General features: G+C 73.1%; 18 protein-coding genes and 1 pseudogene. 9 read left to right on the plus strand and 10 right to left on the minus strand.

Annotation, left to right across the window (positions count from 1 at the left end):
* Window positions 1-19: 19 nt before the first annotated feature.
* The 3 genes from ACIP89_RS19600 to ACIP89_RS19610 form a co-directional block, all read right to left on the minus strand.
* Window positions 20-2,107 carry an AAA family ATPase gene (locus tag ACIP89_RS19600; RefSeq protein ID WP_402115894.1) on the minus strand — a complete coding sequence of 696 codons (2,088 nt, stop codon included), beginning with the start codon at window positions 2,105-2,107 and terminating at the stop codon, window positions 20-22.
* A gap of 61 nt (window positions 2,108-2,168) precedes the next feature.
* Entirely contained in the window at window positions 2,169-3,824 is a 1,656-nt protein-coding gene (locus ACIP89_RS19605; RefSeq protein ID WP_402115896.1) for a hypothetical protein, read from the minus strand.
* On the minus strand, window positions 3,821-6,160 hold the full coding sequence (locus tag ACIP89_RS19610) for a protein kinase (RefSeq protein WP_402115897.1): 2,340 nt from the start codon (window positions 6,158-6,160) through the stop codon (window positions 3,821-3,823). The genes ACIP89_RS19605 and ACIP89_RS19610 overlap by 4 nt, the downstream gene beginning before the upstream one ends.
* Before the next feature lie 221 nt (window positions 6,161-6,381).
* Here ACIP89_RS19610 and ACIP89_RS19615 point away from each other — a divergent pair, with 221 nt between their 5' ends.
* Window positions 6,382-7,629 (plus strand): macro domain-containing protein, encoded by a 1,248-nt coding sequence (locus ACIP89_RS19615; RefSeq protein ID WP_401924676.1) that lies wholly within the window; start codon window positions 6,382-6,384, stop codon window positions 7,627-7,629.
* On the opposite strand, the gene ACIP89_RS19620 is transcribed toward ACIP89_RS19615, so the two are convergent.
* Window positions 7,604-8,296 carry a 4Fe-4S single cluster domain-containing protein gene (locus ACIP89_RS19620; protein ID WP_402115899.1) on the minus strand — a complete coding sequence of 231 codons (693 nt, stop codon included), beginning with the start codon at window positions 8,294-8,296 and terminating at the stop codon, window positions 7,604-7,606. The two genes, ACIP89_RS19615 and ACIP89_RS19620, sit on opposite strands and share 26 nt — an antisense overlap.
* Before the next feature lie 333 nt (window positions 8,297-8,629).
* On the opposite strand from ACIP89_RS19620, the gene ACIP89_RS19625 reads away from it, so the two are divergent.
* The 5 genes from ACIP89_RS19625 to ACIP89_RS19645 all read left to right on the plus strand — a co-directional run bounded on the left by ACIP89_RS19625 (window position 8,630) and on the right by ACIP89_RS19645 (window position 13,745).
* Complete coding sequence (locus ACIP89_RS19625) at window positions 8,630-9,364, plus strand: hypothetical protein (protein WP_401924671.1); 735 nt, start codon at window positions 8,630-8,632, stop codon at window positions 9,362-9,364.
* A gap of 164 nt (window positions 9,365-9,528) precedes the next feature.
* The gene (locus ACIP89_RS19630; protein WP_401926270.1) at window positions 9,529-10,317 is read left to right on the plus strand and encodes a hypothetical protein; all 789 of its coding nucleotides are present in this window, start codon (window positions 9,529-9,531) and stop codon (window positions 10,315-10,317) included.
* Between the two features lie 115 nt (window positions 10,318-10,432).
* The gene (locus tag ACIP89_RS19635; protein ID WP_402115901.1) at window positions 10,433-11,995 is read left to right on the plus strand and encodes a hypothetical protein; all 1,563 of its coding nucleotides are present in this window, start codon (window positions 10,433-10,435) and stop codon (window positions 11,993-11,995) included.
* 108 nt (window positions 11,996-12,103) lie between these two features.
* Window positions 12,104-12,502, plus strand: a complete 399-nt coding sequence (locus ACIP89_RS19640; RefSeq protein ID WP_401924663.1) for a hypothetical protein — start codon at window positions 12,104-12,106, stop codon at window positions 12,500-12,502.
* A gap of 169 nt (window positions 12,503-12,671) precedes the next feature.
* Window positions 12,672-13,745: a MerR family transcriptional regulator gene (locus ACIP89_RS19645; protein WP_402116154.1), complete on the plus strand. Its 1,074-nt coding sequence runs from the start codon at window positions 12,672-12,674 to the stop codon at window positions 13,743-13,745.
* Between the two features lie 93 nt (window positions 13,746-13,838).
* Here ACIP89_RS19645 and ACIP89_RS19650 read toward each other — a convergent pair whose 3' ends face one another.
* The 3 genes from ACIP89_RS19650 to ACIP89_RS19660 all read right to left on the minus strand — a co-directional run bounded on the left by ACIP89_RS19650 (window position 13,839) and on the right by ACIP89_RS19660 (window position 16,131).
* Complete coding sequence (locus tag ACIP89_RS19650) at window positions 13,839-14,261, minus strand: universal stress protein (protein WP_401924661.1); 423 nt, start codon at window positions 14,259-14,261, stop codon at window positions 13,839-13,841.
* A 114-nt stretch (window positions 14,262-14,375) separates the two neighbouring features.
* Window positions 14,376-15,029, minus strand: a complete 654-nt coding sequence (locus ACIP89_RS19655; RefSeq protein WP_401924659.1) for an FMN reductase — start codon at window positions 15,027-15,029, stop codon at window positions 14,376-14,378.
* Between the two features lie 4 nt (window positions 15,030-15,033).
* A complete protein-coding gene (locus ACIP89_RS19660; RefSeq protein WP_401924656.1) occupies window positions 15,034-16,131 on the minus strand; it encodes an LLM class flavin-dependent oxidoreductase in 1,098 nt (365 codons plus the stop codon).
* Window positions 16,132-16,362: 231 nt separating this feature from the next.
* Between ACIP89_RS19660 and ACIP89_RS19665 the strand changes: the two are divergent.
* Window positions 16,363-16,482 (plus strand): annotated as a pseudogene (locus ACIP89_RS19665) (DUF6126 family protein); the annotation flags it as partial.
* A 13-nt stretch (window positions 16,483-16,495) separates the two neighbouring features.
* Here ACIP89_RS19665 and ACIP89_RS19670 read toward each other — a convergent pair.
* Window positions 16,496-16,855 carry a winged helix-turn-helix transcriptional regulator gene (locus tag ACIP89_RS19670; protein WP_402115902.1) on the minus strand — a complete coding sequence of 120 codons (360 nt, stop codon included), beginning with the start codon at window positions 16,853-16,855 and terminating at the stop codon, window positions 16,496-16,498.
* A 76-nt stretch (window positions 16,856-16,931) separates the two neighbouring features.
* Between ACIP89_RS19670 and ACIP89_RS19675 the strand changes: the two genes are divergently transcribed.
* Together ACIP89_RS19675 and trpS are read left to right on the plus strand one after the other, a co-directional pair.
* Window positions 16,932-17,822 (plus strand): NAD(P)-dependent oxidoreductase, encoded by an 891-nt coding sequence (locus tag ACIP89_RS19675; RefSeq protein ID WP_402115903.1) that lies wholly within the window; start codon window positions 16,932-16,934, stop codon window positions 17,820-17,822.
* A 350-nt stretch (window positions 17,823-18,172) separates the two neighbouring features.
* Window positions 18,173-19,255, plus strand: a complete 1,083-nt coding sequence (gene trpS / locus ACIP89_RS19680; protein ID WP_402115905.1) for a tryptophan--tRNA ligase — start codon at window positions 18,173-18,175, stop codon at window positions 19,253-19,255.
* A gap of 4 nt (window positions 19,256-19,259) precedes the next feature.
* On the opposite strand, the gene ACIP89_RS19685 is transcribed toward trpS, so the two are convergent.
* Window positions 19,260-21,263 carry an NAD-binding protein gene (locus ACIP89_RS19685; protein ID WP_401924647.1) on the minus strand — a complete coding sequence of 668 codons (2,004 nt, stop codon included), beginning with the start codon at window positions 21,261-21,263 and terminating at the stop codon, window positions 19,260-19,262.
* 47 nt (window positions 21,264-21,310) lie between these two features.
* Entirely contained in the window at window positions 21,311-26,254 is a 4,944-nt protein-coding gene (locus ACIP89_RS19690; protein WP_402115907.1) for a DNA repair ATPase, read from the minus strand.
* Between the last annotated feature and the right edge of the window lie 83 nt (window positions 26,255-26,337).

The following is a 26,337-nucleotide window of genomic DNA, read 5'->3' on the forward strand; positions in this document are numbered from 1 at the left end:
GTGCCCCCGACGGCCCCGGTCAACGCCGCCCCGGAACGAGGCCGGGGGACGGCTCGGTAAGAATCTCCACCCGGCCGTCGTCACGCTCATGGACGGCCTGCACCAGTACGGTCGAGCCCGCTCCGATCGACGGATCGGCGAACAGGGCGCGGGCCAGCGGATTGATCAGGTGGGTTTCCAGCGTCATGCCGATGCCCCGGCCGCCGGTCCACAGGTCGTGCGTGCAGTGTTCGGTCAGCTGGGCCCGGGCATGCGGAGAGAGCTCCAGGGCGATGCGGTGCTCGGCCAGCAGCTGGCGCCGGATGTTGTCGATCTGGAGTTTCATGATCCGTTCGGCCACCTCGGCGGAGATGAAGTGGAAGACCACCACATTGCCGCCGAGCCGGTTCATCAGCTCGGGACGGCCGATGACGTGCTCGAAGTGGCGCTTCACGTTCAGCCGCACGGTCCGGGCCAGCTCCCGGTAGGGGGTCCGCGGGTCCACGATCCACTCCCGCTCCCCGGTTTGCGGGTCGGTGCGCTGCACCCCCAGGTTGGAGGTGAAGATCAGCACGCACTCGCTGAAGTACGTGGTGACCCCCTGTCCGTCGGTGAGCCTGCCGTCTTCCAGCACCTGGAGGAACTTGTCGAGAACACCCTTGTCGGCCTTCTCGATCTCGTCGAAGAGGATCACCCGGAACGGGTTGCCGCGTACCGCCGTCGTCAGTTCCCCGCCCGCCTCGTATCCCACGTAGCCGGGCGGGGCACCCACCAGACGGTCCGCCGAGTGCGACGAGGAGAACTCGCTCATGTCGAAGCGCAGGTATGCCTGGTCGCTGTCGAACAGCACCGACGCGACGGCCTTGGCCAGCTCGGTCTTGCCCGTGCCGGTGGGCCCCGCGAAGAAGAGCACGCCGCGCGGACGGTGGCCCGGGTTGCTGGCTTGGGAGCCCGACAGGCCCATCGCGGCGCGCTTGAGGATGTCCAGGGTCATGGAGACGGCGGCCTCCTGACCGAGGACCCTCTGCGGGACGGTGCGTTCGCCCGCGATGATGCGCTGCCGGATCTCCTCGCGCCGCCACGGATTCTTCTCCACTCCCAGCCGGTACATCCGTACCGCGTCGGGCATGGCGCTGAACGGCATCCCCCGGGCGACCGCCAGGTCGAGGGACTGCCGCATGGCCTGCAGCGAAAGACCGGTGGAGGCCCGCGCGAAGGCGTCGACCGGGTCCTTCCCCGTCGCCCCGTCATCGGCGCGGTGTCCGTCGTCACCCGCCGTGCCCAACCGGGTCCGGGCCGCTCCGGCGTGGTCGTGCCGCAGTAGCTCGGCCATCCGCCGGCGTTCGTCGGCGTCCGGTTCGGGCACCGCGATGGTGCGGATGCGTTCGCTGCCGGAGACCAGCCAGCTCGGCAGCTCGCGTTCGCCCTCGGTGAGCCAGATGACGGGGTTGAACAGGGGGGTGGAGCCGAGGCTCCGGGACGCCGACAGCACACCCGGTGGCAGCGGGACCGGGGCGGCCTGATCGGCGAGCTGGAGGCAGCTCATGAAGAAGTCGCGCTCGGACTCTGTGAGCCGGGTGACATCGGTGGTGAGCCGGGCGGCGTGATCGATGAGCAGGGCGACCCGGAGGGGCTCTCGCGCATGACCGTTGCCTTGGCCGGCGCGCCGCTGCTCGGCCCACCCCGTCACGACGCCGCGCAGCGACGGTTCAATCTCCGTGAGGGCAGGCGGGCGGTGCCGGGTGGTGGACTGGCGGGAGGTGCGCAGCAGTTCCTCCGCCACCAGCTGTTCGGGGCCCGCGACGACGCGGAAGCCGCGGATCTGGTCGTAGCGGATCAGCGCCTGGTACCCCAGCGGCCGCAGGGAGTTCCACACGACCTCGACCAGTGAGTGGTGGGCCTCCCGGGACCGGTGGCGCACCAGGTGGAGGTCCTGGATGTTGCCGTGCAGGACGTACTGGGAATGCACGCTCAGGGTGGCGGTCAGCTCGGTGACGAACCGGGGCGCCGCGTGCCCGGGGCCCTCTCCGTCCGCACCGTCCCGGGCCTTGACCAGCCCTGTGCCGCCGCCCGGACGGCCCGTACCGTCCTCGTGGGACCGGGTGTCCTCGATGCCGTGGGTGCTCACACCCTTCCTCCGCTTCCTCGGTCGTGTGCGCGTCGCCGCCGGGCGGTTGCCGGTCGGCGGGTCAGTGGTTGTCGGCCGGAGCCGTGCGGTACCTGGGCCCATCCGCGGCCCGGCGCTCCCGCTTCTGCTCCTCGCTCCTGTCCCCGGATGCCGGTGCCCGTGCGCCGGCGGTGTCCTCGTCGAGAAGGAGGACGTCCTCCTCCCCGCGGACGCCGGGCAGGGTGCCGCTCTCCTCGAAGGAGAAGTCCAGGACGACGCCGAGCCGCAGCGTGATGTCCCGCAGCCCCTCCAGGTGGCCGGCCGCCTGATGACACCGTTCGTCGTCCTGGGCGAGCGCTGCCGTATCGCGTTCGCCGGGCTGTTCCCGGCGCATGGTCACCACCCGTGCGTGCTTGCCGTCCAGGGCGAACCGCAGCCAGTGCCCGTCGCTCCAGCCGGGCGGTGTCCAGTCGAAGCGGACGAGCCGGTCCCGCTGGTGCGGTGTGGCGGTCCACCGGTCGTCGGAACGGTCCGTCCCGGAGACGGCGAGGCGCATCATCCGCTCGATGTAGCGGCGTTCCAGCTCCGCCAGCCGCTCCGTCACCCGGTCGTCCACCTGCCGCTGCTCGTGGGGTTCCAGTGGACGGCCCTTGTCAAGCACCTGGTGCAGCAGCGCGGTCTCGGCCGGAGCGGGGTCCAGCGGGTCCGTGTCCTGCTGGGCGGTGATCTCCAGGAAGTGGAGCTGTGCGGCGGCCCGTTCCTCGGTCTCGCGGCGGGCCCGGACAGCACGGTTGGTGTCGGCGACGAAGCGGCGTGCCTCGCGCAGGTGGGTACGGGCCTTGGCCGGACGGTCCACGGCGGAGGCCAGCGCGTGCCGCACCGCGGCGGTGGCCGGCGCGGCGTCCGCGGTGGTGGCGGCCAGGTCGAGGCCCGCGAGCAGCTGGGCCCCGATCCGTACGGCGTCCTCGTACCGCAGCTCCTCGGCGGCCGGCGGCTGCGGCAGGGCCTCGTTCCCGTGGTGCGCGGGGCCGGCTTCCGTCCCCTGCCGGTACGCCACTGAGGCGCGCCCGGACCTCAGTTCACGCTGCCATGTGTCGTCGTCCGGGCCGGCGAAGGCGCTCTCGATCTCCCGCAGGGCCCAGTCGGCGTGCGCGGCTTCGGCACGGCACATCCGGTCCTCCAGGACGGCCAGCTCCTCGCGCAAGCGGCTCAGGGGCATGCCCACCGGACTGAGAGGGCCGGGGAGGCCGGGGCGGGGCGGCCGGGGAGTTCCGGGCGAGGCCGTCCGTGCGGCCCGCCGCACCCGTGCGATCAGCGCCGCCCGTCGCGCGTTCGCGCGGGTGGCGGCGAAGGCGGCGGCCTCCCACTGCCGGGCGGCGGTGGCGGTCGCCTCCTGCCGGCGTTCGAGGCACGCTTGCTCATCGGCGGCCCGTACGGCCGCCGCCGCGAGGACCTGGGTGGTGACGAGAGCGGCCCGTCCGGCCAGCAGCGCTCCGCTGAGGGCTCCCAGGGCGACGGCCGCCGGGGCCAGGAGCTCGTGCAGACCGTGGGCGGCCGCGTCAACCACGTGGCCACCGGCCTGGTGGACGGCGTCCCCTACTCCCGGCACATGACCGACGCCGGTGTGGCCGACGGCCTGGCCGTGCGGGACGAGACCGCCGACGGACTGGCCGGTCGGCGCGTAGTCCATCGTGGGCATCACGTCGCTGATCGAGGGCAGGGCGATTCCGGAACTCATCGGTTTCCTCCACGAGGCGAGGACGGCCGTCGCGCCGGGGGCATGGCCGTCGGTCCGGCCGCCGTGGTGCGCATCGCGGCCCGGGTACGCAGCCGGTGCAGCTCCCGGTGCCTGGAGGTCAGGCGGTGCACCGTCCAGAAGGTGAGCGCCACGACGGTGCCGGCCGGCCAGGCCCAGGGGGCGACGGTGACGGCGTAGACCGCCAGGGCGACTGTCGCGGCCAGCAGCGCGGCCGACGGCAGCAGGGTGCGCAGGCCGCCGGACCGGGCGAACCTGGCGGGCCGCCCCGAGGTGGCGATCAGCCGCCCGGCGAGCGACCACCTGGGATGGTAGGCGGGCGGGCCGATGAACGCCGCGACGGAGAGCTCCACGGCGAACACCGCGGCGGCGGCGGGCAGGGCCTGTCCCCAGGCGAGCACGACCGCCCGCTGCGAGGCCCATCCGGCGACGTCGGCGAGCCCGATCACGAAACCCCACGGGACGGTGGCCACGGTGGCGCCCAGCAGCGCCCAGCCCAGCGTCGGCGGGCGCTCCAGCCGGCGCAGCCAGGCGGCGGTGGCGTCCAGATCGGCCGCGAGCAGCCGGTCGGCCTCCGCCTCGGCCAGCTCCCCGTGGCGGGTCCTGGCCTCGGCGGCGGCGGTGTCGGCCAGCAGCCGCGCGGCGGTCAGGCGCAGGGTGTCGTCCGGATCGGCGACGAGCCGGTCGTACCAGTCGACGGGCACGGCCAGAGCGGCGCGCACCGTGCCGGCCCCGCGCACCAGCTCTGCGGTGACCCGTCCCGGCTCGCGGGCGAGGCGCAGCAGAGCCGCGTCGACGGCGGCCGTGTGGCGCAGCCGGGCCCGCGCGGCGCCGCGGTCGCGGGGTCCGCCGCGCGCCAGGATCTCGTTCGTCAGCGGCCGCCAGGCCGCACGGTGCGCGGACCACTGCCGTTGCACCTCGTCCAGTCCCGCGCCGCCCGGTCGTTCGGCGAGCAGGGGCAGCAGTTCGTGGTGGAGCAGGTCGGTCAGTACCGCGTGGGCCTCGGCGTCACCGTCGGCGACGGCCGACGCGAGACGCCGGATGCCCAGCGTGTCCAGGGGCAGGCCGTGGTGGGAGACGTCCAGCCGCGGGCCGAGCCAGTTGATCAGCCGTGCGGTGGTCCGGGCATCCGGCGCTTCGCCGAGTTCCGCGCGCAGCTCCACGAGTTGTTCGTTCTCCTCGGAGCTGCGGCCGGGCGCGTCGATGAGCTGACCCAGCCATTCGACGAGCCCGGCCCGCCGGCTCCGGCGTGCCAGCAGCCGCCCGGTGGCGACGCGGTTGACGTCCAGCAGATGGGCCAGTTCCTCGGGTCCGGTGACTTCCCTGCCCATGAAGGGGAAGGGCCGCAGCGTGCGCCGGGGAGGGAGGTCGTGTGGCGCGGCCCCGGTCGTCCGGGGCGCGACCGGCGGATGTTCGCCCCGCAGCCAGGCCGCCACCTGCTCGCCGCCCCAACGGTGCTCCGGGGCGCGGGTGAGCAGTCCTTGGCAGAGCAGCAGCAGACGGGGATCGGTCACCAGGGGCAGTTCGGGGTCGTGGGTCGCGACCTCGGTCAGTACCTCCTCGTCACCGCGGAAGTCGATCGGGTGGCTGCCACCGGCCAGTTCGGCGACGACCATGCCCAACGACCACCAGTCGACGGCCGGAGTCACGGCCTGCCGGTGCGGTCCCGCCTCCGGAGCAAGGTACAACGGTTTGCCCACCCAGCCGCGCCGGCCCGGCCGGTCCTCCTGGGGCTGGTGGACCGCCGCGCCGAAGTCGACCAGTACCAGTTCGGGACGGTCCTCGTTCTGGATGCGCACCATGATGTTGTCGGGCGTGACATCGCGGTGCACGATCTCCCGCGCGTGCACCGTGACCAGCGCCTCGTGGAGCTGTTCCACGACGGCCCGGAGGAGGGTGGGCGACAGCGGTCCCGGGTGGTCGGCGTGGTAGCGGGCGAGGTCGGTCTCGCCGTAGGACAGGGCGAGTTCGTAGGGGTGGCCGTCGGCCGTACCACTCTCCAGCAGCCCGGCGACCGGCCCGGCGGTGTTCTCGGCCAGGATCCGGCGGACGCCGGGGTCGGGGCCGAACCGGTGGTGGTACCACTTCAGTACGAGGGGGACGTCGGTGGGCATGTGCCGGGCTTCCCTGTCCTTGACCCGCAGCACCACGGCCTGGGACGGCCGGTGGACGCTGCTCAGTACCTGGGTGAGGTCGAAGCGTCCGCTCAGTGCGGCCGGCACCCGGTCGAGCCCCCTGCGGCTCTCCGCGTCCCGCGGGTCGGCGTAGCCGGTGCCGGACTCGTGGACATCCATTTCGGTGGGTGGCGGAATGCTCATGGGACAGGCCTTCCGGTGACGGTGGTGAGTAAGAGGGGCGGACGGGGACGGGCAGGGCGGAAGAGGTGGCCGCGGCGCCCGGCGCTGGACGGAGCGGACACTTACGGTTCGCCGGGCGAGGTCCGCGCGGTGGACGGGCGGGGCGCCTGCGCCGCCACGGGCCGGCCGAGGTTGCCGAGGTGCCCTCCCGCACGCCCGTGGGCGGGCATATCGTGGCGGCCATGAGCCAGGAGATCCCGCACTCCTCGTCCGTTCCGGGGCCCCTCGGGCCCAAGGCCCCGGAGGCACCCCGCGCACCGGGGCTCCCCGGTGCGCGGGCCTTGGCGCCGCTGCCCGGCGCCGAGCGGCTGGCGGCGGAACTGCGGGCGCTGCGCCGGCCCGGTCTGTCCGGCCTGCGCACACTGCGGCCGGAGGGCCTGATCCGGGTGGCCGTCGCCGCGGGGCTGTGCGGGGGGTCCGACGACGAGGCCGCCGGGGTGGAGGCCCTGCTGCGGGCCGGGGTACGGCATCTCGGCGGGAACACCCTGTCCGCCGACGGAGCCCGGGGCGACCCGCTGGCCAGGGCGGCGGCACACACCTTCGGGCTGCTGCCGGACCGGCGGGGTGTGTCCGGCCAGGAGCGGCGGAAGGCGGCGGCGGCCGTCTACGGTGTCACGTCCGAACGCTTCCGCAAGAGCCAGGAGCGGGAAGTGACCGACGAACTGGCGCTCGCGGTACTGGCGGTGGCCCGTGCGGCCGTCTCCGGACCGCCCCCGGCCGGCCCGGTCGCGCAGGAGGCGGGTGTGACGCCCGCCAGGACACCGCATCCGGTGCCCGATCCACCGGTCCGGCTGACCGGTCCGCCGCTGCCGGCCGTCGCGGGGCACCGCGTCAGCGTGCACGTCGCGTCCATCGAACTGCTGCGGGACATCGACATATTGGTGTCCTCGGAGAACATCTACCTGGAGATGTCCAAGACGTTCCGCTCGACGGTGTCCGGATCGCTGCGCCGGGCCGCCGCGATCCGCAACGAGTCCGGCGAGACGGTCGACGACGTCCTCGCCCGTGAACTGGTGGAGTGGATGCGGGTCCACGGCCGGGCCGGGCTCCCGGTGCGGCCTGGCACCGTTGTGCCGACCTCGCCGGGTGCCCTCGCCGAGCGCGGAGTGCGCCGCATCCATCACGCGGCCGTCGCTTCCCCCACGAGCGACGGTCACGGCTACCGGGTCGATCCGCACGCCCTGGCCGAGGCGGTATCGGCGAGCTTCCGGCTGGCCCGCGCGGAGCGCGACAGTTATGACCCGCCGCTCTCCTCCCTCTGTTTCCCCCTGCTCGGCGCGGGTCATGGGCTGCCGCCGGAGAAAGCGGCACGCTGGCTGTGCTGGGCCGTCCACGAGGAACTGCGCCGGGATCCGTCCTGGACGGTGCATCTGGTGGCCCAGCGCCCCGAACTGGCGAAGCTGCTCACGGTCGCCAGCTCCTCTCCCTGAGCCGTAGCCCACGTGCACCCAGCCACCTTTCCCAGTGCGAGAGTTCCCCTCGACGGGGGACTCCGAGGAGCCGTACCGCGGGAGGGTCGGCCGGCCCTGCGGGCGTCACGACGATCTGCACAGCCGGCCCGTCCGCCTCCCGGTCCAGATGCGGCGCGTACCGGATCCGGCCGAGTGCGGTGCGCGGTGCGAGCCGCTGGTTCGCCGAACCGCGCCAGACCAGCCGGGTCGGTTCGGCGATTCGGAAGCGCCCGGACACCACGGCGTCCGCGTGGGCCAGGGCGGTACGGCGGGAAGCGTCCAGTTCGGATTCCTCGTACCCGGTGTAGACCAGCAGATCGGCGGGGAGCCCGTCGACGGCCGAGCCGTGGCGGGGATGCACGGAACGCAGTCGCGCGGCCCCTCGGAGCAGCTCCCCCAGGGCCGCGGGCTGGTCGAGCGGCTCGCCGCCGCTCACTGTCAGGCCCTCGGCACCTGCGGCGAGCGCGGCGCCCCACAGGTCCAACAGCGTTTCCACGTCCCCGGATTCACCCTCGTGCGGCGCCCAGGTGTGCCGTGACATGCAGCCGGCGCAGGCCAGCCGGCAGCCCTGTAGCCAGATACCCAGCCGTCGGCCGGGGCCCAGTGTCTCCAGCGGAAAATGTGTCCCGCTGAGCTCGACCCTCATCGCCGCCCCCTTCCCTCGCGACCCGCGTCCGTACCGGTGAGGCCGGCGCCCCGGCAATCACCGTCGGAATCGAGTATCGGGGGAATGGACGGATCGCCGCTCATTTCTTCCGGTGCATCTCCGGGCGTTTCCGGGAGCATTCCGGTCGGTCTCCGGGCCGATTCCGGATGTCTTCCGGGAAAGCCCCCGCCGGGGCGAATGCCTGGGCGAAAGGCCGGGAATCTGCCTTTTTCCGTCGGCTACGCTCCGTGCTCCTGATGCGGCTTCGGCTTTGGCTTCGGAATGAAAAGGAAGCTACCGAAAGGGAACTGTGACGGGGGAAGGGAATGCGCAATGAGAATCGATACGAACCGGTTCAGGAGCTCGGCCCGGTACGCCTGGCCCGGCCGGACCACGGCGTTCCACGACCGGCAGCAGGGGCGGAAGGACGCACCGGGCCTGCGGGTCCGGCTCGATTCGCTGCCGCACCCGGACACCTGGGAGCGGGACGCCGATCCGTACCCGCAGCTGCTGACCCCCCATGTGCTGGGGATACGGGCAAGCGCGTCGCGCGGGGCCGACCAGCTGCGTTCGCGGCTGCTGCACGGTGAACGCGCGCTGTGCGCACGGATCCACGCCGAGTCGGTACGGGTGGTCACCCAGTACGACGTGCGGCAGAACCCCACGCCGGCCGCTCTCGCCCGGTACGGCGAACTCATCGGTGTGTGGCGGACTTCGGCCAGTGTGTGCCGAGGCAGGGCCACGGTCCTGACCCATGAGGCGAACCAGCGGCTTGCCCATTACTGGGACGCCGTCCTGATCAGCCTGGAGCCGCCGTCGGCTGAGGGGCCGCTCACGGCGAGACACCTGCGGCTGCTGCCCGGCCGCGTCGATCTCGACGAGTCCTGGCGGCGCACCGACGACTGGCTGTGGGCGGACGGCGGCTTGTGGCCGGCGCCGGCTCCCGGCCCGTCCGGCCACCCGGTGGTCCGTGCGCTGGCCATTCTCGACGCACAGCCCGATAGGGGCGCCGGGTCCGGAATCCCCCCAAGGGCCGCCGCGGCGGATCCGGAACGTGGGCGAGGATGATCCGCCCGAAGCCGGACGCCTCCCCGGCGCGGGCCGCGGCGACGCCCGCGAACACCGGGGACTCGCCGGGGCTCGATGTCCCGGGACACGACTTTCGGAGAGACCGACTCCGGAGCGACTACTGCCAGAGAACGGTGAACCACCGCACGCACACGGAGACTCTCATGAAGCTGCCCTGCTCGCCCGGCCGTCCACCCGCCACCCGGCTGTCCCGCGGGTCCGGCCGTTTCCGGCGCCTCGTCCCCACCCTGGTACTCGCCGCGGTGCTCGCGGCCACTGCCGGCTGCTCCTCGTCCGCCGAGGCCGATGCTCTCCGTACGCCGTGCGGACTCGTCATCGACGGATCGGGCTCCGGAGACGCCGACGGCAAGGGCTTCGACGCCAAGGCGAAACTCGAGTCCACGCTGGTCCCCTTTCTGACCGGACGGCACTGCGGCACGCTCGCGTTCGTGCCGGTCACCCGTTCGTCACAGACGTCCTCCTGCCGGGTCGGCGACGTCGATCTCGACCCGCCGGGGGACGCGACCTCCGATCACGAGAGCATGCGCAGGACCGCGCGGATCCTGGCGCTCAAGGGCGCGGTCACCATGCTGAAGTGCGCCCGTACCCAGGGGGGTTCCGACGTGCTGGGGGCCCTGGCACGGATCGGCGACGCCATGCCGTCCGGCAAGGGGACGCCAAGTCTGCTGGTGGTGAGCGACTTCGAGCAGGCCGACCCCGAATTCACACTCAGGGTAGGTGAGATCACCACCGAGAAGAGCCGTGAACAGGTGGTCGAGAAATTGCTCGACGACCGGGGCGTACCGGGAATCGCGGGGATGAACGTCTATCCCGTCGGTTACGGCATGCGGCATGACGCCAAACCGGGCGAGTACCAGCCGTTCGACGCGTTCTGGTCCGAGATCCTGAGCGGAAGGGCGAAGGCGCATGTCCACGACGACTACCGGAAGTGATCCCGAAGAGCCGCGCCGGCGGCGGTCCCGGATCCCGGGCCCGCTGCGTGCTCGTGCGACCCGCCGGGATGCGGAACGGCGGGCCACGGATCCGACGGGTTCTGTACGCCTCCCGATGGTCGTGACGGACGGGCAGCAGCGACGCCTGCTCAGGACGGCCCGGCGGCACGGCGCGAAGGAGGCCGCGGGCAGGGGAGTGCCCGCGGTGCGCGGCCGGACCGCCCGGCCGGGTGTGTTCGATCCCTGGGTGCTCAACAGCGATGGCCGGGCGCCCTACTTCGCCGAACTCGCCGCCGTACGCGACACGCTCCAGGGGCGGTTGACGGAGCAGGCGGCGGAGGTGGAGAAGGCGGCCTTGGTGGAGGACTCGCGGGCCAAGTCGGAGGTCGACGCGGCGGAGACGGAGCTCCGGCTGCGGGACGACCTGGTGCGGGAGGCCGATGAGCAGGTCCGGGCCTCCTGGGGCCAGTTGAACCGGCTCGCTGCTCGGGCGGTGCGATGGGAGCTGTTCCGCGACAGGGTCCGGGAGCAGGTCGAGGTCAGCTGGATCCAGGCGCGGTTCCGCGACGTCGCCCCCGCGGACGACGAGGACGAGGTGTCCCGTCCGGACGGGACACCACCCGGGGCCGGCCCCGGCGCGAACCCCGTAAGGGAAGGCGAGCGAGAACCGGGGACCGGGCCCGCACCGGCGCCCGACGAAGGTTTCGCCGAGGAGGGCTGGCAGTCGCTCGGTTCCGAGGGCCACGCGCCCGGCGCCCAGCCGTCCACCGCCACGGTCCCGATACGGGGGACGGGGCCGGAGCGGCAGCTCGTGGGCGGAGTGGTGCCGCCGCCCGACCCGGGCTGGGAGGGCATGCCCGCTCGTCCGGGTATGCCCTCGTGGATGACGTGGGGAGTGCTCCTCGCCATCGCGGCGGTCGAGATACCGATCTACTGGATCGCCTACCAGCCCTTCCACGGCACGGGCAGCACGGGCAGCGAATTCCTGTCCGGCACGCTGGCGATCTCCACCGCCGTACTGATGGTGCTCCTGCCGCACCTGGCCGGACGCACCCTGCGGGGCCGCCAGGCGACCGGCTCCGTCAAGGCCGCCGCCTTTCCGGCACTGGCCCTGCTGGGGGTCTGGGGATTCTCCGGGTGGGCCCTGGGCGATCTGCGGGCCAGACTGGTGCTCCAGCATCCCGACCCCGTCGACGTCCCCTCGGACCTCGGTGACTTCAGTGGCGCGGAGGGCCTCGCGGGACAGTCGACGCTGGCGGACAGACTCCACCTGTTGCCCCAGACCGTCACCTGGATGTTCGTGTCCCTGCTCTTCCTGTCCGGAGGCGTCGGTTTTCTGCTGGGACTGCTCAGGGAACACCCCTTCCTGGACGCGTACCGTGCGGCGCTGGAGCGCCGGGCCGACCGGGTCAGGCAGCGGGAGGAGGCACGTGCGGCCGCCGACCGCGCCCGCTCGCTCGCCGAGACGGCGGGGGACCGTGCCGAACAGCGCTGGCAGGCGGTGGAAGCCCGCAGCCGGGCGTTGGACAGCCTGTACGAGGCGGCGGCCAACGCCTTCCTGGACGGGCTGATGGCACGGTCGCGCGATCCTGCGGTGACCGAGGCAGTGATGAGGCATTCAGCCAGGTGGCCGCTGCTCCCGCCCCGGTCCGAGCCCCCGGCCCGCCGGGGCGCGTGACCGATCGGGCGGGAACGCTCGGGCCGTGAGCCATTCGAGTTGCCGGTCGGCGCGCCCAGGTGTGACCTGGAGGGGGACAGAAGGGGGCGACGGAAGGAGCTTCCCGTCATGGCCGCACATGCTTCTGTGCAGGCACGCGGAGTGCGAGCGCGTGCCCAGCACCGGTCCAACCTCAGCTGGGCGCTGCCCGTCACGCTCGGGGTGGTCCTCGGCTGGTACGCGACGTCCATCGTCCGGGGCGGCGGTGTACTCACCGGCGGGCAGCTCGCCCTCGGACTGATCTCCGGCGCCGTTCTCGCCGCCCTCTGCTTCGGACTGGGCCGGGTACAGAAGCGGCTGCCGGTCGGACTGGCGGCGACGGCCTACGGAGTCCTCTTCGGCGGCTCGATCGGCTTCCTCTACAGCCTGTCCGGCAAGAGCGTCCTCGCGGCCTCCGTGCTGGGGCTGCTGACCGGCGCGGGCATGCTGGCGGCGGCGTACTACGCCTTCTACACCCGCCGGGACTGAAGGGCCCTGCCACGGCCCTCCGCCGCATCCCTCCGTGAGCCATCCTTGACCTTCTCCGCGGGGGAAGGCCAAGGATCGGCGTGCCGGGCGAGCACCGCCCGGTATGAGGAGGCACGGGGTGCACGAGGTGACGGACGAGTGGCGCGGGCGGCGGCCCGAAGCGCCGCTGATGACGATCGGGGCGTTCGCCCGGCTGTCCCGGCTGTCGGCCAAGGCGCTGCGCCGCTACGACGAGCTCGGCCTGCTTGAGCCCGCCCTGGTCGACCCGGTGAACGGTTACCGGTACTACGACCCGGCGCAGGCGCGGACGGCCCGGCTGGTGGCCTGGCTCCGCCGGATCGGCATGCCGCTCGCCCGGATCACGGAGGTGATCGCGCTGGACGACGGTGCGGCCGCCGCGGCGATCCGGGGGTACTGGGCGCAGGTCGAGGCAGAGACGGCGGCCCGGCGCGATCTCGCGGCCTTCCTCATCGACCAGTTGTCGACGGAGGAAGCCATGACTCAGGTGGGAACGCTCGGAATCCGGTACGCGGCACGCACGGAGACCGGTGCGGTGCGGGAGACCAACCAGGACGCGGTGTACGCCGGTGCCCGGCTGCTCGCGGTCGCCGACGGGTTCGGCGCGGGCGGTGCGGGGGCGAGCACGGCGGCGATCGAGGCCTTGAAACCGGTGGCACGGGGAGCGGTACCGGCCGCCGAGCTGCTGAACCTGCTGCACGACGCGGCGGAGCAGGCCGCGCGGGCGGTGCGGGACGCGGTGGCGGACAGCGACGGAAGCGCGGCGCCCGACGAGTCGGGGACCACGCTGACCGCGCTGATGTGGACGGGCGCGCAGCTGGGGCTCGTGCACATCGGGGACTCGCGGGCGTATCTGCTGCGCGGCGGCGAGCTGTTCCGGATCACGCACGACCACAGCCTGGTCCAGTCGATGATCGACGACGGCTCGCTCACCGAGGAGGAGGCCGCCTCGCACCCGCAGCGGGCGCTGCTGCTCAGGGCGCTGGGCGGAGGCGCATCATCCGGCTCCGGACCCGATCTGGACGTACGGGACGCCCGCCCCGCTGACCGCTACCTGCTCTGCTCGGACGGGCTCTCGGCGGTCGTGGCCGGTACGGAGCTGGGCCGGGTGCTGGCCGGGGCGGACGGCCCCGGCACGGCGGTGCGCGAGCTGCTCGCGCTGGCCGCCGCGGCCGGCGCCCCCGACAACGTGGCCTGCGCGGTGGCGGACGTGGTGGCGCTCTGACGGTACGGGGCGGGCCCGCGCGGTCGTGATGACCGTGCGGGCCCGCCCCGTACGCGTGCCGTGTCCGGTCTCAGCCGCGCACCGCCTCCCGCGTCAGCTGCGCACCACCGTCACCGGGCACGCCGCGTGCTGGGTGACGTGCAGGCTGACCGAGCCGAGCAGGGTGGCCTTGAAGCCGCTGTATCCGCGTGCGCCGACCACCAGCAGGTTCGCGCCCTCGGCCCGGTCCAGCAGGGACTGCGCCGGGTTGCCGATCACCACGACCTTGCTGATCGCGGCGGCCCCCACGGCGCCGAGTGCCTCCTCCAGCGCCTCGGTGAGCGAGACGGTGGCCAGGGCCTGCGGGTCGAAGTCCTCCGGCAGGCCCGGCATCATGGACGCCCAGCTGGTGGCTGGGTACTCCCAGCTGTTGACGGCCTCGACCGTGTCACCGGTCAGCTCCGCCTGGCGTACGGCCCAGTGCAGTGCCTTGATCGACGACTCGGAGCCGTCAACGCCCACCACGATCCTGCCCATCTCTGCCTCCAGCTCGGTTCGGCTCGTTGCACGGGTGCGCCGTACGGACTGCCGAGGGCGCACCCTCCCGACCAACTGTAGTCAAACCGGATGAAACCACGGCACTCGGGCCGGTCAGGCCTGCCCGAGTCCGGCGAGCTGCTGCGCGAACGGGACCACCTCGTCGTCCACGCCGAGGCTCCTGGACGCCCCGGAGACGGCCCGGCCGCCGGTGATCGCGCTCGCCAGCTCGCCCCCCGCGCGCCGGATCCGGGCCGGCAGGCCGTCGGCGTACTCGTCACCGGAGGAGCCCCAGTCCTCCGACGCCGCGTACACCGACGTCGGCAGCGTGACGGCCCGCAGATAGGCGAAGAGCGGGCGCATGGCGTGCTCCAGCACCAGCGAGTGCCGGGCGGTGCCGCCGGTCGCCGCGACGACGACGGGCTTCCCGGTCAGCGCGGTGTTCTCGACCAGGTCGAAGAACGACTTGAAGAGCCCGCTGTAGGAGGCGGTGAAGACCGGGCTGACGGCGATCAGCCCGTCCGACCCCGTCACCGCGCCGATCGCCTCCTCCAGTGCGGCCGGGGGGAACCCGGTCACCAGGTGGTTGGCGATCTCCACGGCGAGGTCGCGCAGCTCGATCACCCGGATCTCGACCGGGCGGTCCTGCTCGGACTCCAGCCGCTCCCGGGCGGCCCCGGCCAGCCGCTCGGCCAGCAGCCGGGTCGAGGACGGGCTGCTCAGCCCGGCCGAGACGGCGACGATCCTCAGTGGTTCGGTGGCGAACACGGTGTCAGCTCTCCTTCGCGGTGGCAGGGGCGGTGGCGGCGACGACGGCCGGGTGCAGGGGCGCGGACTCGGGGACCCCGGCCGGCCGCAGGGCGGCGAACTCCTTGCGCAGCACCGGTACGACCTCCTCGCCGAGGATGTCGAGCTGCTCCAGGACGGTCTTCAGCGGCAGCCCCGCGTGGTCCATCAGGAACAGCTGCCGCTGGTAGTCACCGACGGTGTCCCGGAAGGACAGCGTCCGCTCGATGACCTCCTGCGGGGAGCCGACGGTCAGCGGCGTCTGCCGGGTGAAGTCCTCCATCGAGGGGCCGTGCCCGTAGACCGGCGCGTTGTCGAAGTACGGGCGGAACTCCCGTACCGCGTCCTGCGAGTTCTTCCGCATGAACACCTGGCCGCCGAGTCCGACGATGGCCTGCTCGGCGGTGCCGTGCCCGTAGTGGGCGTAGCGCTGCCGGTAGAGGTTCACCATCTTCGCCGTGTGCTCGATGGGCCAGAAGATGTTGTTGTGGAAGAAGCCGTCGCCGTAGTACGCGGCCTGCTCCGCGATCTCCGGGGAGCGGATCGAGCCGTGCCAGACGAACGGCGGCACGCCGTCCAGCGGGCGCGGGGTCGCGGTGAAGGACTGAAGCGGGGTACGGAACTTCCCCTCCCAGTCGACGACGTCCTCGCGCCACAGCTTGTGCAGCAGGGCGTAGTTCTCGATGGCGAGCGGCATGCCCTGGCGGATGTCCTTGCCGAACCAGGGGTAGACCGGTCCGGTGTTCCCGCGGCCCATCATCAGGTCGACGCGGCCGTCGGCGAGGTGCTGGAGCGTGGCGTAGTCCTCAGCGATCTTCACCGGGTCGTTGGTGGTGATCAGCGTCGTGGACGTGGAAAGGATCAGCTTCTCGGTGCGGGCGGCGATGTAGCCGAGGGTGGTCGTGGGGGAGGACGGGACGAACGGCGGGTTGTGGTGCTCGCCGGTCGCGAAGACGTCGAGGCCGACCTCCTCCACCTTCCGCGCGATGGCGACGGTGGCCTTGATCCGCTCGTGCTCGCTCGGTGTCCGCCCGGTCGTCGGGTCGGTGGTGACGTCCCCGACGGTGAAGATCCCGAACTGCATGGCGCCCGCCTCCAATGTTGTTGAACGTTGAACTATGTGAACACACCCTACAACGGAGTGCCCCACCTCCCTATTCCACGGGACCCTCCGGTGCGGGGTCTGAGTACGCTGAACGGGTACGGAGGCCGCCCGAGCCCCGGGCCGACGGGAGCGGACATGAGCGGAACCGGCCGCGCGGACGACGGCACGCCGCGCCCCGACGGGGCGGAGGACCGCGACTACGGCGGCGGCAGCGAGGCCTGGAAGGAACGCGGCGTCGCGCTGCGCGTCTTCATCTACATCTTCGCCACGCATCTGTTCGCGGGCTTCGTCTGGATCCTCTTCTACGTGGGCGAGCACGCCGGGAAGTGAGCGTCCGGGAGGGTCAGGACCGGCTTCCGGCGCTTTCGGCATGTGGGCTCCGCCCGCCGAGCAGGTGCTCCCGGCCCCACGCCCCGAGGGGGGCCAGCGCCGCGTTCAGCGACGTGCCGAGCGGGGTGAGGCCGTACGTGACGCGGCGTACCGCTCCCTCGAAGGCCTCCTCGCGGAAGACGATGCCCGCCGTCTCCAGCTCGCGCAGATGTGAGGCGAGGACCTTCTCCGTCACGCCGGGAATCGCGCGCCGCAGCTCACCGAACCGGCAGGGTTCGACGTCCAGCGCCCACAGGATGAGCACCTTCCACTTGCCGCCGACCACGTCGATCGCCGCGTCGATGCCGCACACGTAGCCGTCTCGCCGGGTCACCCGCTGAGTTTAAGGTAACCACCTACAAAATTGTGCGTACTTGATCGTCTTCCGGGCGGATACGAGCCTGTGGGACATGGACCACGACACTTCTTCCCGAGCTCCTGTCACCCTCCTCGGCCTCGGTGACATGGGCACCGCCCTCGCCCACGCCTGGCTGGCCGCCGGGCACCCGCTGACCGTCTGGAACCGCACACCCGCCAAGGCCGACGCGCTGACCCGCGAAGGCGCCCGCACGGCGGCCACCCCGGCCGGGGCGATCACCTCGGCCACCGGCCCCGTGGTGCTCTGCCTGCTGGACGACACCTCCGTGGCCGGGGTCCTGGACGGCGTCGACCTCAGCGGCAAGGACATCGTCAACCTGACCACGAGCACCCCGGAACAGGCCCGGCAGCTGGCCGCCCGGACCGAGGCGCGCGGGGCCCGCTTCCTGGACGGCGGGATCATGGCCGTACCCCCGATGATCGGCCACCCGGAGACCGGCGGATACGTCTTCTACAGCGGCGACCAGGCACTGTTCGAGCGCCACCGCGCAACGCTGGAGGCCCCCGCCGGGGCGAAGTTCACCGGTAACGACCCGGGCCACGCGGCGCTGCACGATGTCGCCCTGCTCAGCGCGATGACCGGCATGTTCGCCGGCATCGCGCACGCCTTCGCCCTGGTGGACGGCGAGAAGGACCTCGACCGGACCGCGTTCGCCACCCTGCTCACGGACTGGCTGCGCGCCATGGCCGGCTCCGCGCCCGAGATGGCCGCCCAGCTGGAGAGCGGCGACTACACGGAAGGGGTCGTCTCCAACCTCGCCATGATGGCGGCCGCCAACGACACCCTCCTGGGCACGGCGGCGGGCCAGTCGGTCGACCCCCGGCTGCTCACCCCGTACATGGACCTGATGCGGCGGCGGGTGGCCCAGGGCCACGGCGACGAGGGCCTGGCGGGGACGGTCGGGCTGCTCCGGGGGGCGTGACGGGGACTCGCGCGTGCGGGCCGCGGCGACCGGGCAGCGCCTCCCGCGCCGGAAGGGCAGTGGGGAGTCCGCTCCCCCGATGCGGCGGCGGCCAAGGGCTGGGAGGGCCCGGGCCGCGCCCGGGGCGGCGCGAAGTGCCGTGACGCGGCCGTCAGCGCGCGTTACCATCGCGTCATGACCTCCGTACCGTGCCGGAACTGGTGGCGCTCCTTCTAGGAGCGGCCACCTCTTCCGCGCGGGACCAGGGCCGTTCGATACGGACGGCCCTTTTTCTCTGCCCTTTTCCGGTACGGGCTTCCCGCCCGGTGGGCCGTCCTCCACGCACACACCGACGCGAGGAGAGACCACTCATGACCACGACCACGACCGCGACCGCGCTCGCGACCGACGCCGACGCCGCGCCGGACATCTCGCTGGAAGAGCGGATCCGGCGGTCCCCGGAGAGGTTCCGGGTCCTGACCGGTGACCGGCCGACCGGGGCGCTCCACCTCGGGCACTACTTCGGCACGCTCCACAACCGGGTGCGGCTCCAGGACCTCGGGGTGGAGACGTTCATCGTCATCCCGGACTACCAGGTGCTGACCGACCGGGACGTCGCAGATCGGCTCACCGCCACGATGGAGGGGCTGCTGCTGGACTACCTGGCCGCCGGCATCGACCCGGAACGCTCGGTGATCTTCAACCACAGCGCCGTGCCCGCGCTCAACCAGCTGATGCTGCCGTTCCTGAGCCTGGTCTCGGTCGCTGAGCTGGGCCGCAACCCCACGGTCAAGGACGAGATCGCGCACTCCCGGCAGGACTCCGTCAGCGGCCTGATGTTCACCTACCCGGTCCACCAGGCGGCCGACATCCTGTTCTGCAAGGGCAATCTGGTGCCGGTCGGCAAGGACCAGCTGCCCCACCTCGAAGTGGCCCGGACCGTCGCCAGGCGGTTCAACGAGCGGTACGGGCCCGTCTTCCCGGAACCAGAGGCGCTGCTCTCCGCCGTGCCGCAGCTGCTCGGCACCGACGGCACCAAGATGAGCAAGAGCCGCGCCAACTCCATCGCGCTCGGCGCCGGTACGGACGAGACGGCGCGCCTGATCAAGGGCGCCACCACGGACGCGGACCGGCACATCAGCTACGACCCCGAGCGGCGGCCCGGTGTCTCCGGCCTGGTGCTGCTGGCCGCCCTCTGCCTCGGCCGCGATCCGCACACCGTGGCCGAGGAGATCGGCGCCGGGGGAGCGGCCGCCCTGAAGCGGACGGTGACCGAAGCGGTCAACTCCCGGCTGGCACCGATGCGCGCCCGACGGGCCGAGTACGCGCGGGACATGGGATACGTACGGTCCGTGCTGCGAGCCGGCAACGAGCGCGCCAACACCATCGCCGACACGACCCTGGCGCAGGTCCGGGAGGCGATGGGGGGTCCGGACCGGGACCGCTCGTCGTGACCGGTCACTGACGGGTCAACGAGCCCCGCCTGCGCAGCAGTTCGGCCAGGCCGCGGCGGGTCGCGGCGATGACCACCCGGTCGGTGGGCTGGAGTACGTAACCGGGGTGCAGGTTCCACACCAGGCCGCCGGGCTGCTGTTCCGTGCCGGCGCCCGGGGCCTGCGGGGGCGGGACGGGCGCCGCCAGGTCCGGGCGGCGGTCGCCGGGCGGGGCGACGTCCAGGGCGAGGACCCGCCAGGCGCCGGACCGGAACGCCTGCTCCACCGTCCGGCCCTCCAGCTGCGGGTGCCCGGCCACCTCGACCGCGGCGAACAGCATCACCTTCCGCTCGACCGGCACCGCGCCCAGGATCTGCCGGCCCATCATGGCGACCGCGAACGAGGGCGCGGCCAGATGGGAGACCGAACGGGAGCGGGTCAGCGCCTGCGGGTGGGCGGTGCGCAGGGTGCGGTAGACGGCGGTGGCGAACTCGTCGTCGAACAGGCGCAACGTCACCCGGAGGTTCGGCTTGACCGAGCGGGCGTACAGCGCGGCCTCCAGGTTGGTGGTGTCGATGCTGGTCAGGGCGAGCAGGGCGCGGGAACGCCGGATCTTCGCCGCCTCCAGCACGCCCTCCTGCGTGACGTCCCCGATGACCACCGGCACGTGCAGCCGCCGGGCCACCGGGATGCCGCGCGCATCCGGGTCGTCCTCCACGCAGACCACCGGGATGCCGAGTTCGCGCAGCTGGACCAGGACGCGGGTGCCGATCTTGCCGAGGCCCAGCAGCACCACGTGTCCGGACAGTCCGCGCGGCGGCCGGCGCAGCGAGGAGGCGGTGCGGAGCGACCCGAAGGCCTCCAGCACCCCGGCCACCAGCAGCGGCAGCAGCATCAGCCCGGCCACCCCGGAGAGGATCTGGATGATCTGGCGGGCGGTCGGGTCCCCGATGGCCGGGTCGCCCATCGCGAACAGGTCGAGCAGGGTCAGGTACGCGGCGTGCAGCGGCTTGTCCCCGGTGGTGAACGTGGACGCCACCGCGAGCCCGAGGACGGCCGTGCCGACACCCAGCGCGGACCAGCGCAGCCGGCGCGAGAAGAACTGGCTCAGCGGTGCGCTCCGGCCCCCCATCCGCGGCGTCCGCGCGTCCGCGGCGTTCCGGCTGACGGCCTCCAGGACGATGGTGCCGCGCCCGGTCGCCGCGGCCACCTCGGTCTGGTCGGGCAGCAGCCGGGGGCCCTCGTCGCCGCTGCTGTCGGAGCCCTCCGTGCCCGCCGGGTCGTGGGTGGTCGAGGAGAGCAGGGCCAGGGTGCACAGGCCCGGGTCCGCGACCTGGCCGTCCCGGGGCGGGGTGCGTTCGGCGGCCCGCAGCAGCAGGCCCTCCGCCCGGATCACCTTGCTGGATCCGGCGAGCGCGGTCGCCGCGAGGGCGGGGGCGGCGGTGTCGGCGTCGGACAGCACCGTGGTGGAGGCGTCCAGCGCGGTGTGGTCGAGCCCCGGAGAGGCGACGGCGGCCGCCTGGTCGAGCAGCGCCTCCAGATGCTGGCCGAGCTTGCGGTTGTAGAGCCGGATCACCAGCCGGACACGGGGGTTGAGCCTGCGGGCGGTCAGCGCGGCGCGGATGTTGCGCTCGTCGTCTTCGTAGACCAGGGCCAGCGCGGCGGCCGTGTCGACACCGGCCTCCTCCAGCGCCTCGTCGGACGGCTCGTGCGCCTGGAGGATGCGCACCGCCTCCACCCCGGCATTGGTGTCGCTGTCGGCGTTCCCGGTGCCGTTCGCGCCGTTGCGGCTCATCGCGGAGGACATCCGGCCGAACAGGGCCGCCGCCCGTCCGCGACCGGTCAGCGCCACCTCCGGCCGCCTCGGATCGGGCCCCGGCGTCAGGACGAGGGTGACCCGCTCCCCGTAGACGTAGCGCAGTTCCACGGCGAGCCGCTGGGCGAGCGCGTCGTCGCCGCAGACGACCATGTGGCCGGAGAACGGGGAGCGTTGGGGCTGCTGCGGTAGTGGGGTCACATGACCCAGCATGCCTGTTCCCTTCCGGAGGCCCTAGCGATCGCCGGCGATCGGCACCGTCACTGGTCCCCGGGTGTCCCGGACGGTGGCCCGGCGAGGAGCCGGCGGGGGTCGGCCGCCCGGCCGATCGCCGTCTCCACCGCCGCGATCCGGTCCGCGAGCAGCCCGAGTGCGGCCACCGCACGGGTCACGGGGTCGCCGTCCGGGCCGCCGAGCGCCTGACCGCGGACGTAGCCGGCGGTGATCGCGGACCAGCGGGCGGCCCGCTCCGGATCGAGTGTGCCGCGCAGCGCGGCGAGCTTCAGCAGCGCGGCCTCCGCGCCCGTGGTGAGCGTCTGGGCCTCGCCCGCGTAGTGGTCGTCGACGACGTCGGACAGTTCGGCGTCGTTCATCACGGGCACGATCCGCTCGGCGATCCGGTTCATGTTGCGGTACGAGCCCTGGAGCCGGAACGGCGGCTCCGTGCGCGTCGCGTCCGTCTGCGCCGCCGAGGCGATGTAGGCGGCGTTGACCGCGAGCACGGTGTCCCGGGCGGTGAGCAGATGGCGCAGCACGGCGACGACGCGTTCCACCTCCGCGGGCGCGTACGGGTGCTGCAGGCGGTTCGCGGCGGCGGCGGGTTCCGTGCCGGCGGCGAGCCGCAGCAGCAGCGCCAGGTCCTCGCGGGAGCGTCCGGCGAGCGGGGCCAGTACCGGGTTCGCGGTCAGCGCGTTCTCCACGAAGCTCAGCGCGAAGACGTCCTCCCGGCCGCTCAGCACCTCGCCGAGGTTCCACACGTCGGCCCGGTTGGCGAGCATGTCGGGAATCCGGAACTGCTCCCCGGACTCGGTGTACGGGTTGCCCGCCATGCACACCGCGAACCGCTTGCCCCGCAGGTCGTAGCTGCGCGGCTCGCCGTCCCGCACCCCCTCGATCCGGCGGGTGGCGTCGCAGAGCGGGATGAACTTCTGGAGCAGTTCCGGGGAGGTGTGCTGGATGTCGTCGAGGTAGAGCAGGGTGTTGTTGCCCGCCTCCAGCGCGAAGTTGATCTTCTCGATCTCCTGGCGCGCGGTCGCGCTCCGTGCCTGCGCCGGGTCCAGTGACGTCACGTCGTGGCCCAGGTTCGGGCCGCTGATCTTCACGAGGACCATGCCGAGCCGGTCTGCCACGTACTCCATCAGCGTCGTCTTGCCGTAGCCGGGCGGCGACACGAGCAGCAGCAGGCCCTGCGAGTCGGTGCGCCGGTCGGCGTCCGCGGTGCCGAGCTGCTTGGCGAGGCTGTCCCCGATCAGCGGCAGGTACACCTCGTCGAGCAGCCGGTTGCGGACGAAGGCCGACATCACGCGCGGCCGGTGGTCGTCCAGCCGCAGCCGGGCGCGCTCGGCCGCGGCCAGCGCGGTGCGCCGGTGCTGGTAGGCGCGGAAGCCGGGGACGGTGACCTCGCGGAACTCGTCGGTACGGGAGAGGAGTTCGTCGATCCGGACCGGCAGCCGGCCCCGGTCGATGCGCGGGTGGACGCCGAGGAGTCCGTCCACGGTCGCGGTGAGCGTGGCCTCGCCCTCGTACCGGCGCACGGCCGGTTCCGGGCACAGCTCCACGGCGACGGCCTCCGCGAGGTCACCCGCGTCCAGCTCCGCGCCACTCGCGCGGGAGTAGGAGGCGAGCCAGCCCTCGACGAGCTGGCGGCGGGCGGGCAGATCGTCCCCGAGGGCCGCGAGATCATCGTCGTACGCCGAAGTGCCGGTCGTACGGCGGAACTTGTCCAGGAAGGTGCGGACGGAGGCGCTGGTCACGAACCCCTCCGGGCCGCTGGTCAGCTCCTCGAAGAGGTACCCGGCGACAGCCCGCGCGCCCTCGCCCCCGATGGCGTCGGCCCACTCCTCCTGGAGCGCCGCGACGGCCGGGGCCGGCCCGAAGGTGTCGCGGGCACGGGCCAGCGAACGGGCCCGGAGCGTCCAGGAGGTCCGCCGGTCCCCGTCCGTGCCGTGCGCCCAGAACAGCTGGGCGGCGGCCCGTACGGCGGGCGGCCAGCGCAGCAGCCCGGCCCCGGCACGCAGCCGCAGCAGCACGCTCAGGATCGCGGTGGCGTCCTCGTCGTGCACCCCGCGCTGATAGCCCTCGTCGTACGCTTCGGCCGCCGACTTGCGTACGAGAGAGCTCAGTTCGGCCGGATCGAGTGAGGTCAGCCGGTCCGCGCCGTGCTCGGCCAGCAGCCGGGCGGCCAGGTGCTCGCCCCGGTAGACGGACGGGGACTCGGAGGGCAGCTGCTGGTCCCAGTACGGGCGGGTCGCGCTGAAGTCCGGGTCCGTGACCGGCATCCGGTAGTCCGTACCGGTAACGGCGAACGCGAGCCCGTCGCCCTGGGGGACCAGCGTCAGGTCGAAGGGCTGGGTGTTCACCGCGAACCGGTGCCGGCCCAGCCGGATGGTGGCCCCGCCGTCCGCGTACAGCTCGCTGCGGTCGCGCAGCGCCCGTCCCGCCTCCTGGCGGGCCGCGAGCAGCTGCCCGTCCAGCTCCTCCGCCCGTACCGCGTCGCCGAGTTCGCGCAGCTCGGCGGCGGTGCGGCGGACCTTGGCGACCATCGGGTCGGAGGCGAAGTAGGTGTGGACGGCGTCCACATCGGGCAGGGCGGCGCTGCGCCGGGAGACCGTGTCCAGCACCCGGGCGGCGGACTGGGCGAGGCGTTCCGTCCGGCGGGCGAGGGCGTCCTGAAGGGTCTGCCTGCGGGCCGAGAACGCCTCGTACACCTCCGTCCGCCGCTCGCCCAGCGCGGTCAGGAAGTCGTCGAACTCGGTGAACCGCGCCTCCAGGTTCTCCAGCTGGAGCAGCAGCCGCGCGAGCTGTTCGTCGCAGGCCTCCGGCGTGGTGGCGGCGGCCAGCGCGCCCGTCACCGCCTGTCCCAGCAGGGCGAACTCGGCGGCGAACTCGGCCCGGCCCTCGTGGTCCAGGAGCTCGCGGCGGCGGGCGTCCAAGACGGCACGGACGCGGTTCACCCCGCCGAGCACCTCCGCGATCCGCTCCAGGATCGAGGTGCGGACCACGCCGTCACCGATGTCCAGCCCGGCCACGACGTCCGTGACCGTGCTCAGCCCGTCCGTCATCCCCGTCAGCCGGTCACCGAGCGCGGCGGCGTCGGTGACGGTGGCGAGCGCCGACGCCTCCTCGGTGAGGCGGGCGATGTCCGCGTGGTAGCCGGCGAACGCGTCGTCCCTGGCCAGGAACGCGACCGCGCGCCGGCCGGCGGAGGCGAGGTCGTCCGCGGTGGCGGCGGTGAGCTCCGCGATCCGCTCGGTGTCCGCGTACCGCATCTCGCCCAGGGTGGCCAGATGGCCGTGGGCGCCGCGCAGTTCGGTGAGCCGGTTGACCCAGTCGGCGGCGGACTGCGGGGCCTCGCCGCGTACCCGGCGGACCAGTGCGCTGATCCGCTCCGCGCTCGCGTCCAGCGCCTCCGCGGCCTGCCGGGTCAGTTCCTGGACGCCCTCGAACTCCGCGAGGACCTGCTGCGCGGTGTCGCGCAGCGAGGTCAACGGCTCTGCCAGGGAGCCCAGTTCGGTGTCGCTCAGCCAGTGGTAGCGGTCGGTCGCGCGGGTGCAGTCGGCCACCAGCCGCGCGTAGACCGCCGCGGTCGGTGCCATCCCTTCGGCGCTGTGCGCGAGCGCGAGGCAGTCGGAGATGCCGCGCACCAGGTCCGCGTTGCCGATCCGGGCCAGCGGGCCGGTGCCGGCGGGGCGGGAGGCGGCGTAGGTGTCGGAGACGTACGGCGTCTGCCAGCGCTGGAGGGGGTGAACCCGCGCCGGTCCGGCGTCCGGTCCCTCCACCGGGTCCCGCAGGAGGACGAGCGTCCCGTCGTCGAGCAGGGCGTGGCCACGTCCCTGGAGCGGGGTGGCGACCTCCTGGCGGATGACGTTGTACGGGAGCAGCAGGCTGCGGCCGTCGTCCCCGTCCCCGGACCGGAACGCGTAGAGCACGTCCTCGCCGTTGGGGGAGCGGACGGCCCCCTCGAAGACCGGCTCGGTGAGCGGCCGCGCGATGTCGAAGGTCTTGGCGGCGCCGGTGGTCAGGTAGAAGCCGCCGGGGAAGATGATCCCCTGGTCCTCGGGGAGCCGGTGGCAGGCCGGGCCGATGCCGTCCAGCCTTTGTACCGTGCCGAGGAGTGCGTTGAACACCAGGTGGCGGGCGGCCTCCTCCTTGTACGGGCGGACGCGGAGCAGGACCAGCGGGCCCAGCTCGGCGTACTCGACCTCGGCGTCCGCGAGCGACTGGAGCGGCTCGGTGACCGGCTCCCGGTAGATCCCGTCCGGGGTGTCCGTGTCGTTGACGGTCTTGACGGTGAGGTGGCCGCCGAGGGTGGAGACGAACAGCCGCGCGTCGCCGCCGTCGCCCGTCCCGCCGATCGCGATGTGCGGGTGCCGGCCCGGGATGTGGGCCTCGCGCCCGGCGGCGGTCCAGGTGAAGTCGTGCGACGGCGGGAACACGTGGTCGCGCTCGCCCCGGGCGTCCAGGAACGCGCCGGGCGAGCCGTCCGCGTCGAGCGCCCAGCGCAGGACGCGGATGTCCTTCGCGCTGTCGCCGGTCCGGAACACGGCGAGGAGCCGTCCGTCGGTACGGCGCAGCCGCAGCAGCCGGGCGTCCCGGTAGTAGCGGTGCAGCCCGTCGAACTCGCGGACGAACGCCTCGTCGGTGAGGAGCGGGTCCGTGCCGGGGGCCAGCCCGGCGTCGTACAGCGCGAGTACGTCGTCGACACTGGGCTCGTCGCGCCGGCCGGGGCCGCGCTGGAAGCCGAACAGCAGGTGGCCGCAGAGCGCGACGAGGTCGCGGGGGATGGCGGGCTGCTCGGTACGGATCTGCTCGTTGCCGCCGAGCAGGCGCAGGGCGGTGGAGCCGAACTCCTCGGTGCGGCGGGAGTTGAGCGCCTCGGCCCTGCGGGTCAGCTCGGTGGCCTGGGCGGCGAGCCGCCTCCGCAGCACGTCGTAGGCCCCGGCCTCCACGGGGCCGCCCGGGGGCGGCGGGGTTCCGGTGTCCATGCGGTGCGGCTCCTTACGGGGTGGGCGAATGTACGGCGCGGAGGGCGGAGATCAAGGCCGTCCGGCGATTGAGGACGGCGTTG

This window comes from Streptomyces sp. NPDC088730, from assembly GCF_044751215.1.
GTDB lineage: Bacteria > Actinomycetota > Actinomycetes > Streptomycetales > Streptomycetaceae > Streptomyces.